A 10,170-nucleotide genomic window follows, 5' to 3' on the forward strand; every position below is an offset into this window, starting at 1 on the left:
GAGGTCGTAACCTCGCGGAGCCACCCTGCCTAGGTGCTGCTGTTCCACCACTGCTGCCAGAAACGGATGCGCTCTTCGTTGCGCTCGATTCCGTACGTTGCGTAGAACAGCGGTTCGTAGCCTTTGCCATAGTTCCATTCCAGCGACATTGCCGCAATGGTCAGGTCGAACCAGCGGTCTGCGAGACCGACGCGAGCCAGATCCACGATGCCGGTGAACGTTCCGTCTGCGGCGAGAATCGTGTTCGGGGCACACGCGTCCCCATGCGAGAGTACCGTGTCGTCCAGAGGAGAAGCGGGGACATCCACCATGAACGGGCAGTCGTACGTCTCGAGCGCGTGCAGGCGACGAAGACCCTCCGCGATCGCCTTGACCGCAGTTTCCGGTCGGGCACGCCAAGTGTCGGTTACCGCGCCCAGACCATCGAGTGCCTCCGTCAGCAGCATTTCGCCGTCGTCTTCCACGACCACTGCAACCGGCTCAGGGCACGGAAACCTCGTGCGCAGCCATCGCATGCGTTGGTATTCGTCGCCGAGCGATTCGACCGAGCCCGTGGGGTTCCACTTCGCGAAATGCTCGCCGAACTGCCAGGTCGAACCGCCGGCTTTGTTCACCCAGACGCACACGGGTTCGCCACCGTGCCGTGACGCTGCCGAATGAACAGCGGCGGGAAGGGGAGGTTGCTCGGCCGGGGCGGCTGCGAGAGAGGGAATCACACGTTCAGGGTAGCCTCGAAGGAGGTTGCAGCACCATGACACTGCAGGGGAGAGCTATGCACGATGAGGAGATCCCGTCGGACAGGGAAGCCACGATCGAAGGGCGCAGTGCGGACAGCCTCGAGGACGCGCTGGTCGATGAACTCGACATCATCGCAGAGCAGCCGTTGCAGGACAGAGCGGCGTCTTTCTCGCGCATCCACGATCGACTGCAAGCCGAGCTGAACGGGCAGTGAGCGAACGCGAGCCCTACGATGCGCGGGATGACGCAGTGCGTCGCCTGGACGTCGCGCTCGCAGAGCGCGGTCTCGCCAGGAGCCGATCGCATGCGCGTCAGCTGATCGACGCAGGGCGGGTCACCGTCGACGGACGCGCAGCGAAGGCGAACACGAAGGTCTTCAGTAGCACGGTGGTCGGCGTGACTTCCGACCGCTACGTCTCGAGGGGCGCGCAGAAGCTCCTCCGTGCTCTTGATCAGTTCAAAATCGATCCCGCCGGCCGGCGAGCGCTCGATGTAGGCGCTTCAACGGGTGGGTTCACGCAGGTGCTCCTCGAGCGAGGAGCCGCGCACGTGACCGCGTTGGATGTCGGTCACGGGCAGTTCGCACTTGCGGAAGACCCGCGCATCCGTGTGCTGGAGGGGATGAATGTGCGGGACATTCGGCCAGGTGACCTGGACGACGGCATCGATTTCGTCGTCGCCGACGTTTCGTTCATTTCCGCAAGCTTTCTCTTCGAACCGATCACCGCTGCACTCGCGGACGTCAGCGACTGGATGGTGCTGGTCAAGCCCCAGTTCGAAGTGGGCAGAGAGCGCATAGGCGACGGGGTCGTGCACGATGCGGGTCTGCGTCGATCGTCGGTCGAACGCGTTGCCCTGGCCGCAGCAGACCACGGTTGGCAACTGTCCGCGCTCGCCCGCAGCCCCATCGAGGGCGCGCACGGGAACATCGAGTACCTCGCACATTTCGTCGCGAATAGGGACTCGAACGAGCTGGGTTCGCCGCAAACACCACTTCTTCCGACAGAATGGGATGAGTTGTTCGAGGAAACGGGAGGGGAGCGCGGATGAGCGGCAGCGAGAGCGCATCGCGAACGTTCTTGATCGCGTTCCACTCCGGTCGAGACGCATCGGTGGCTACGGCCGCCACGATCGTGAAGCGTCTCGCCGAGAGCGAGATCACCCCCGTAGTCCTCGACGTCGACAGGCCGGCACTGCTCGCGCACAGCCCCGAGCTGCACGTCATCGAGGCTCACGACGGCGGTGATGTCGACCTCATCATCACGCTCGGAGGCGACGGCACGATTCTGCGCGCGAGCGAACTGCAGCGCGAAACCCGCGCTCCTCTCCTCGGTATCAATATGGGTCACGTCGGCTTTCTCGCAGAGGCGGAGGTTGCAGAGCTCGAGCGTGTTGTCGAGCGAGCCGTCGCCGGCGAATACACCGTCGAGGAGCGGCTCGTGCTTGACGTGTCCGTCGAGATCGGTGGCCAAGAACGGTTCAGAACCTGGGCGGTGAACGAAGCAGCGATCGAGAAAGTCGATTCGGGCCGCATGGTCGAAGTCGTACTTGCGATCGACGCGCGCCCCATCTCATCGTTCGGCGCCGATGCGGTCATCATGGCTACGCCGACCGGTTCGACAGCGTATTCGTTCTCGGCAGGAGGCCCGATCGTGTGGCCGGAGGCCGACGTCATGCTGATGGTGCCGCTGGGGGCGCACGCGCTCTTCACACGAGCGCTCGTCGCGGGCCCGGACTCCCGCATGACCGTGAAGATCGCCGAGCGCAGCGTCGACGGTGCGACGCTGTGGTGCGATTCCCGGCGCTCGTACGACCTGCCGCAGGGCGCATCCGTGCACGCGACGCGGCACGCGCAACCGCTGCGACTCGCGCGACTCTCGCAGGCACCGTTCGCCGATCGGCTGGTAGCGAAGTTTCACCTTCCGGTCGAGGGATGGCGAGGCGGTTCGTGACCCCGAGGCTGCAGGAGCTGAGCATCCGGGGGCTCGGCGTCATCGACTCAGGCACGTTACCCGTGGGGCCCGGTTTCACCGCGATAACGGGTGAGACGGGTGCCGGCAAGACCATGGTGCTGCAGGCGCTCGCACTACTACGCGGTGAGCGCGCTGACAGCGGCGCTGTCCGCCGAGGCGCCGACAGAGCGTCAGTGCAGGGTATCTGGGAGGGCGTCGAAGGGGAGCCCGTCGCGTCGGTAGAAGACGCCGGCGGCGAGCTCGACGACGGCGATTTGATCCTCGGCCGGACGGTTGCCGCTACGGGAAGGTCGAGAGCGCAAGCAGGGGGAGTCGCGGTGCCCGCCGGCGTGCTGGCGAGCGTGACCGACAGTCTCGTCGCCGTCCACGGCCAAGCCGACCAGCAGCGATTGAAGTCTCCTGCCGCGCAGCGCGCCGCACTCGATAGAGCGGCCGGACACGAGCTGCAGGAGTCGCTCGCGGCGTATCGAGAGCGACTGCACGCCTGGCAGCGGGCGAACGAGCAGCTCGAGGAGATCACCGAGAACCGGGAAGCTCGGCGCCGGGAAGCGACGATGCTTCGGGAAGAACTCGATCAGATCGCGGCCGTCGACCCGCAGCCGGGCGAGGACATCGAGCTCGAGGCGCTCGCGCACCGCCTCGAACACGGAGAAGCGCTGCGTGCCGCAATCGCCGAGGCACGCACGAGCCTGTCGAGCGATGAGGACGCCCCGGATGCCCTCACACTCGTCGGCGTCGCTCGCAGGCTCGTCGAGCGCGAGGAGGACCCGCTGCTCGCTCCGGTAGCGGACCAGCTGATCGTCGCGGAGACCGCACTCGCCGAGGCATCGAGCGAGCTCGTGAACTTCCTCGACGCGCTGGAGTCACCGTCAGCGTCTCCCGACGAGGTGCAGGCGCGCTTGCACGACGTGAGCGGGATCGTACGACGGTTCGGCTCGATAGAAGACGCCCTGCAGTACGGCGCCGACGGCGCACTGCGCATTGCGGAACTCGACGACGATGATGCCAGCACCGAGCGACTCGCTGCCGAAGTGGAACGTGAGCGCGCGGCCGCGCAGGACCTCGCGGAGACGCTGACGGGCATCCGTACGCGAGCTGCTGAAGAGCTGCAGGGTCGTGTTGAGGAAGAACTGCGCACGCTCGCTATGCCGAACGCGCGCGTTGCGGTGGAGGTCGCACCCGGCGACGAACTGCTGCGGCACGGGCGTGACGAGGTGCGGATTCTGCTGGCGCCGCATCCCGGTGTGGATGCGAAGCCCGTTGCGACGAGCGCGTCAGGAGGCGAGCTCTCCCGCGTCATGCTGGCGATCGAGGTGGCGCTGTCAGCGGGCGATGTTCCGACACTCGTCTTCGATGAAGTGGACGCCGGCGTCGGAGGAGAGGCGGCGATCGAAGTCGGGCGACGGCTTGCGAAGCTCGCCGAGCACTCGCAAGTCATCGTGGTGACGCACCTGGCGCAGGTCGCCGCGTTCGCTTCCACGCACGTGCGCATCGAGAAGGGCACCGACGGAGAAGTCACGAGTTCGAGCATCGCTCCCGTCGTGGGAGAAGCGAGAGTGTCGGAGTTGGCGCGTATGCTCGCAGGAACGGACTCCGAAGTCGCTCTCGCTCACGCTCGCGAGTTGCTGGCCGACGGGACACAGCGCTCGAAGTGAGATAGGATTAAAGCCCGTGAACGTAACTTCCGGCAAGGTCACTAAACAGGTATTCGTCACGGGCGGCGTCGTTTCTTCGCTCGGCAAGGGCCTGACGGCCGCTTCTCTCGGTCGCATTCTCACTTCTCGCGGTCTTCACGTGGTGATGCAGAAGCTCGACCCCTACCTCAATGTCGACCCCGGAACCATGAACCCGTTCCAGCACGGCGAGGTCTTCGTGACCGACGATGGCGCGGAGACCGATCTCGACATCGGCCATTACGAGCGCTTCCTCGACGTGAACCTGTCGCAGGCGGCGAACGTGACGACGGGCCAGGTGTATTCGACCGTTATCGAACGGGAACGGCGCGGCGAGTATCTCGGCGACACCGTGCAGGTGATTCCGCACATCACCGACGAGATCAAGCGACGCATGCGCTTGCAGGCTGAGAACGACCCGCAGCCCGACGTGATCATCACCGAGATCGGCGGCACGGTCGGTGACATCGAATCGCAGCCGTTCCTCGAAGCTGCGCGGCAGATCCGTCATGAGCTGGGGCGCAAGAACGTCTTCTTCGTACACGTTTCCCTCGTGCCGTTCATGGGCGCCTCCGGCGAGCAGAAGACGAAGCCGACGCAGCACTCGGTTTCGACGCTCCGCGCGATCGGCATCCAGGCGGATGCCCTTGTACTTCGCAGCGACCGACCGGTCTCGGAATCGAATCGCAAGAAGATCGCACTCATGTGCGACGTCGAGGAGCGTGCCGTGCTGAACGCGGTCGATGTCCCGTCGATCTACGACGTGCCGACCATGATGACCGACCAGGGGCTCGATGTCGTGATCGACGAGCAGCTCGAGCTCGGTGCCGAGCCGCTGCAGTGGGGTGACTGGAGCCGCGTGCTCGATGCGGTGCACAACCCGCGCAACACCGTCACGATCGGTCTTGTCGGCAAGTACATTGACCTGCCGGACGCCTACCTGTCGGTCACCGAGGCGCTCAAGGCCGGCGGTTTCGCGTCGCAGATCAAGGTCGAGATCAAGTGGGTCGCCTCCGATACGTGCGAAACACCCGAGGGAGCGTCGGCTGCGCTGAGCGACGTCGACGGCATCATCGTGCCGGGCGGATTCGGCATCCGCGGCATCGAGGGCAAACTCGGCGCGCTGCGCTTCGCACGCGAGAACGGCATCCCGACACTTGGCGTCTGCCTCGGCCTGCAGTGCATGGTTATCGAGTACGCCCGGAACGTAGCCGGCATCGAGGGTGCCTCCTCGACGGAGTTCGAAGAAAACACCGAGGAGCCGGTGGTCGCAACGATGGCCGAGCAGATGCAGCACATCCACGGCGGTGATCTGGGCGGCACGATGCGCCTCGGCCTGTACGAGGCGAAGCTCGCACCGGAGTCGCTTGCCGCGAAACTGTATGGTTCCGAAATCTCGTGGGAGCGTCATCGACACCGCTACGAGGTGAACAACGGCTACCGCGAGCGCCTCACGGATGCCGGTCTGCAGTTCTCGGGGCTGAGCCCCGACGGCAATCTCGTCGAGTACATCGAGCTGCCGGGCCACCCGTACTACATCGCGACGCAGGCGCATCCTGAGTTGAAGAGCCGGCCGACGATCGCGCACCCGCTCTTCAAGGGGCTCGTTGACGCGGCGCTCGATCGTCAGCGCGCTTCGAGGCTATTCGACGAGGAGTGAACGATGATCACCGACCGAGCCGGCGGAGGAGCAATACGATCCCGAACCCGAGTCTACGAAGGGCGGCTCTTCCACTTCGACGATGCGACTGTCGCATATGAGGGCGAAGAGCTGAACAGGCAGTGGATCGTGCATCCGGGCTCGGTGTCGGTGCTTGCGCTCGATGAGCAGGATCGCGTCGTCGTGCTGCAGCAGTATCGTGCCCCGATCGATGCGCAGTGCTGGGAGCTGCCGGCGGGATGCTTGGACGTGCCCGGTGAAGACAGCCTTGCGACGGCCAAGCGTGAGCTCGCGGAAGAAGCCGACGTGACCGCTGCGGAGTGGTCGACACTTGTCGACGCGTCGGCGACGAGCGGTTCGAGCGACGAGATCTTCAGGGTCTTCCTGGCAACGGGGCTTGCTGCAGCGGGGTCCGAGTACGAGCGAACAGGGGAGGAGGCGCATATGACGGTGACTCGCGTACCGTTTGCAGACCTCCTCGATGCGGTGCTGAACCTCCGGGTGCTCGACGGAGCGACACAGCTCGGCGTTCTAGCGCTGGATGCCCGTCGCCGGCGCGGGCTCGCGCCGCTGCCGGCCGAGGCGCCACGAGTGATATGAACCCCGCGGATGCCGCTGAGCGCTATTTGCGGCAGCTGACGATCGAGCGCGGTCTCTCCAAACACACGGCCGCGGCGTACCGGCGGGACCTGAGCGGGTACCTCGACGTGCTCGTCGAGCGGGCAGTGGCGACCGTCGCCGACATCTCGAAAGAGGATGTGACGAAGTTCCATCAGTCGCTTGCGGATCGCGGGCTGGCAGCCTCCAGCGTGGCCAGGAAATTGAGCGCGATTCGGGGCTTCCACAGGTTCCTCGTCGAAGAGGGGCTCGTGGAGCAGGACGTCGCCGCCGACCACAGGCCGCCCAAGCTGCCGCAGCGACTGCCGAAGGCCATCCGGGTCGATCAGATGGAGCGCTTGCTGGAAGCGGCCGGAGGAGGAGTGGACGCTACACCTGCACAATTGCGCGACCGCGCGCTGCTCGAACTGCTGTACGCCACGGGCGCCAGGATCACCGAGATCGTCTCGCTCGATGTCGACGACGTGCAGGAGGACATCGTGCGCGTGACCGGCAAGGGCAACAAGCAGCGTCTCGTGCCGGTCGGACGTTTCGCCAGGCGCGCCCTCGACGCCTGGCTGGTGCGGGGGCGGCCCGTCTTCAGCGCGAAAGGGAAGTCGACTCCTGCGCTGTTTCTCGGCGCCCGGGGCGCGAGGCTCAGCAGACAGAATGCGTGGCTGGTCATGCAGGCCGTTGCGGAGCGTGCCGAGATCGACCACGTGTCACCGCACACCTTCCGGCACTCGTTCGCGACGCATCTCATCGAGGGAGGGGCGGATGTGCGGGTCGTGCAGGAACTCCTGGGCCACGCGTCGGTTGCGACAACGCAGATCTACACCCACCTCACGGCCGACACACTGCGCGACATGTATACGACGGCGCACCCGCGCGCCACCTAGTCTCCCCTTTCGTTCTGAAAACTTCTCGGTGCATTTCGGGCGACACCCCGTACACACACCGGAGTGTCGACGCAAAAGCACCGAGAAGTTTTCACACGACACGGAGGGAGACGGCAGGGGAGAGGTAGTGAGGGGCGCAGTTGGCAAGAAATTCACCCGCTCGTTGCCGAACCTGGTTAAGCTCAGAACACTTGTTTGTCCCGCGACCGTCGCGCGTGAAGCGCCTTAACAGCATCGGTGCGCTCGGCGGTCGAACCAAGAGAAGAGAGCATACCCTTGCGTAACGTTTTACAGAAGCTCGGGGTCGTGACGCTGGCGTCCGCACTCGGCGTGACCGGACTCGCGGTATTCGCACCCGCGCCGGCGGCACAGGCCGCGCCCTCGGAGGATCTCGTCATCAGCGAAGTCTACGGAGGCGGCGGCAACTCGGGAGCAGTGTTCGACCGCGACTTCGTCGAGCTCTACAACATGTCGGATGCCGACATCAGCCTCGACGGCGTCACCGTCACCTACTACGCAGCGAACGGCAACACGGGAGGCAACACGACCCTTTCGGGTACGCTCCCCGCCGACTCGTACTTCCTGATCGCTGCCGCGACGGGAAACAACACCGATCTCCCGAGCTTCGAATTCGACCACGAAGCCAGCTTCAATATGTCCGGCCAGCAGGGCTCCGTAGAGGTACAGGATGCGGACGATGCCACGATCGACCTCCTCGGTTGGGGCGCAGCGAGCCTCTACGAGGGCGAACCGGCGGAAGCGACGTCGAATTCGACGTCCGTCGCACGAGCCGATGTCACGGTCGACACCGACAACAATGCCGATGACTTCGCAGTCGGCGAGCCGACGCCGCAGTCGCTCGAGGGCGATGATGGGGAAGACCCGGGCGAGCCGGAAGAGCCGATCGACCCCGACGAGGTTACGCCCATCCGCGTGCTGCAGGGCACGGGAAGCGAGACGCCGTTCCCCGGCCAGCAGGTCACGACAGAGGGCGTCGTGACGGCCGTCTACACCGGTCAGGGCAGCAAGAACGGCTTCTTCATCCAGGAGGCTGAAGAGGTCGACCTCGGAGATCACGACGCATCGACCGGCATCTTCGTTTCCGGCGCGAGCTATGCGGAAGACGTCGAGATCGGCGACTCGCTGCTCGTGAGCGGTGTCGTCGACGAGAACTTCGGCACGACCGAGATCGCAGCGAACGGCGTCGAGGAACACGAGGATTCGCTCGGTGCGGTCGAACCGCTCGAGCTGCCCGCATGGCCGACGACGGAAGAGGAGCGCGAGGTCTTCGAGGGCATGCTGCTCCTGCCCCAGGGCGACTACACGGTGAGCGACAACTATTCGCTCAACCAGTTCGGCGAGGTCGGGCTGGCGTTCGGCGATACACCGCTTGTGCAGCCGACTGAGGTCGGTGTGCCCGGATCGGACGAAGCGTACGCGCAGGCCGCGTCGAACGAGGAACGCAGCGTGCTGCTCGACGACGGTCAGAACTGGAACTACATGACGAATGATGCGGCGAAGAATTCGCCGCTGCCGTATCTGACGCTCGACACGCCCGTTTCGATCGGCGCGAACGTCGACTTCCTTGACGGAGTCGTGCTCGATTACGACTTCGGCAGCTGGCGATTCCAGCCGACCGAGCCCGTTCGCGGTCTCGAGAACTCGCCGGTCGAGTTCGGGGATGTTCGCGAGGCTGCTCCCGCGGATGTCGGCGGAGACCTGTCGATCGCGACCTTCAACGTCCTGAACTACTTCACGACGCTCGGCACCGACGAGCCCGGTTGCGAGGGGTACCCGGATCGTGACGGCAACCCCATCGCGACGAACTTCTGCGACCACCCGCGCGGTGCGTTCGATCAGGAGAACTTCGAGCGCCAAGAGGCGAAGATCGTCGAGGCCATCAACCTGCTCGACGCATCGGTCGTTGCGCTCGAAGAGATCGAGGATCCGTCGAACGTCGGTCAGGACCGCGACCACTCGGTCGACACCCTCGTCCAGGCGCTCAACGCGGCGGCAGGAGAGGAACGCTGGGCGTTCGTACCCTCGCCGGAGGTGCCGGCAGACGGATACCCCGGCGACGACGTGATCCGCACGGCGTTCATCTATCAGCCCGAGGAGGTCACGTACATCGAGGGCACGTCCGAGCTGTTGTTCGACGACAACTTCTCCAACGGTCGTGCGCCGTTCGCTGCACTGTTCGCTCCAGCAGGTGCCGAAGAGGGCGAGAACGAGTTCGTCGTCATCGTGAACCACTTCAAGTCGAAGGGCGGCTCGGGAAGCGGTGACAACGAGAACCGCGACGATGAACTCGGCCCGGCATGGGCTGTCGGCGGCTGGAACGGTGACCGTGTGCGACAGGCCGAAGCGCTCGTCGACTTCTCCGAGGCGCTCGAGCAGCAGCACGACACCGACCTCGTCTTCATCACGGGCGATCTGAACGCGTACGCGCAGGAAGACCCCGTGACGACCATCCTGGATGCGGGTTACGTCAACCTCACGGACGGCGGCCCCGATTACTCGTACGCGTTCGGCGGGATGGTCGGCTCGCTCGATCACGTGCTCGCATCCGACGCAGCCGCAGAGTTCGTGACCGGCACCGACATGTGGACGATCAACGCGAACGAGGCGAT

The 10,170-nt window shown here is 65.1% G+C and carries 9 protein-coding genes; 8 read left to right on the forward strand and 1 reads right to left on the reverse strand.

Features of this window, described 5'->3' with window-relative positions:
- Positions 1 to 29 precede the first annotated feature (29 nt).
- Complete coding sequence (locus Q0O95_RS11700; protein WP_293698818.1) at positions 30 to 716, reverse strand: phosphotransferase; 687 nt, start codon at positions 714 to 716, stop codon at positions 30 to 32.
- Positions 717 to 751: 35 nt separating this feature from the next.
- On the opposite strand from Q0O95_RS11700, the gene Q0O95_RS11705 reads away from it, so the two are divergent.
- The 8 genes from Q0O95_RS11705 to Q0O95_RS11740 form a co-directional block, all read left to right on the forward strand.
- Complete coding sequence (locus tag Q0O95_RS11705; protein WP_293698821.1) at positions 752 to 952, forward strand: hypothetical protein; 201 nt, start codon at positions 752 to 754, stop codon at positions 950 to 952.
- Entirely contained in the window at positions 949 to 1,788 is an 840-nt protein-coding gene (locus Q0O95_RS11710) for a TlyA family RNA methyltransferase (RefSeq protein ID WP_293698824.1), read from the forward strand. The genes Q0O95_RS11705 and Q0O95_RS11710 overlap by 4 nt, the downstream gene beginning before the upstream one ends.
- Positions 1,785 to 2,690, forward strand: a complete 906-nt coding sequence (locus Q0O95_RS11715; protein ID WP_293698827.1) for an NAD kinase — start codon at positions 1,785 to 1,787, stop codon at positions 2,688 to 2,690. The genes Q0O95_RS11710 and Q0O95_RS11715 overlap by 4 nt, the downstream gene beginning before the upstream one ends.
- On the forward strand, positions 2,672 to 4,366 hold the full coding sequence (gene recN / locus Q0O95_RS11720; RefSeq protein ID WP_293698828.1) for a DNA repair protein RecN: 1,695 nt from the start codon (positions 2,672 to 2,674) through the stop codon (positions 4,364 to 4,366). Before Q0O95_RS11715 ends, recN begins: the two co-directional genes overlap by 19 nt.
- Before the next feature lie 16 nt (positions 4,367 to 4,382).
- Entirely contained in the window at positions 4,383 to 6,044 is a 1,662-nt protein-coding gene (locus Q0O95_RS11725; protein ID WP_293698830.1) for a CTP synthase, read from the forward strand.
- Positions 6,045 to 6,047: 3 nt separating this feature from the next.
- A complete protein-coding gene (locus Q0O95_RS11730; protein WP_293698833.1) occupies positions 6,048 to 6,644 on the forward strand; it encodes an NUDIX hydrolase in 597 nt (198 codons plus the stop codon).
- Positions 6,641 to 7,540 (forward strand): site-specific tyrosine recombinase XerD, encoded by a 900-nt coding sequence (xerD, locus tag Q0O95_RS11735; RefSeq protein ID WP_293698836.1) that lies wholly within the window; start codon positions 6,641 to 6,643, stop codon positions 7,538 to 7,540. Before Q0O95_RS11730 ends, xerD begins: the two co-directional genes overlap by 4 nt.
- A 306-nt stretch (positions 7,541 to 7,846) precedes the next feature.
- The coding region (locus tag Q0O95_RS11740; protein ID WP_293698838.1) for an ExeM/NucH family extracellular endonuclease at positions 7,847 to 10,170 on the forward strand (2,324 nt) is incomplete at its 3' end.

The organism is uncultured Agrococcus sp., assembly GCF_945915485.1.
Classification (GTDB): domain Bacteria; phylum Actinomycetota; class Actinomycetes; order Actinomycetales; family Microbacteriaceae; genus Agrococcus.

Excerpts from the sequence above, each read along its gene's own strand:
- Q0O95_RS11705 (WP_293698821.1), top strand. The coding sequence starts at position 752 with ATGACACTGCAGGGGAGAGCTATGCACGATGAGGAGATCCCGTCGGAC.
- Q0O95_RS11715 (WP_293698827.1), top strand. The coding sequence starts at position 1,785 with ATGAGCGGCAGCGAGAGCGCATCGCGAACGTTCTTGATCGCGTTCCAC.
- recN (WP_293698828.1), top strand. The coding sequence starts at position 2,672 with ATGGCGAGGCGGTTCGTGACCCCGAGGCTGCAGGAGCTGAGCATCCGG.
- Q0O95_RS11730 (WP_293698833.1), top strand. The coding sequence starts at position 6,048 with ATGATCACCGACCGAGCCGGCGGAGGAGCAATACGATCCCGAACCCGA.
- xerD (WP_293698836.1), top strand. The coding sequence starts at position 6,641 with ATGAACCCCGCGGATGCCGCTGAGCGCTATTTGCGGCAGCTGACGATC.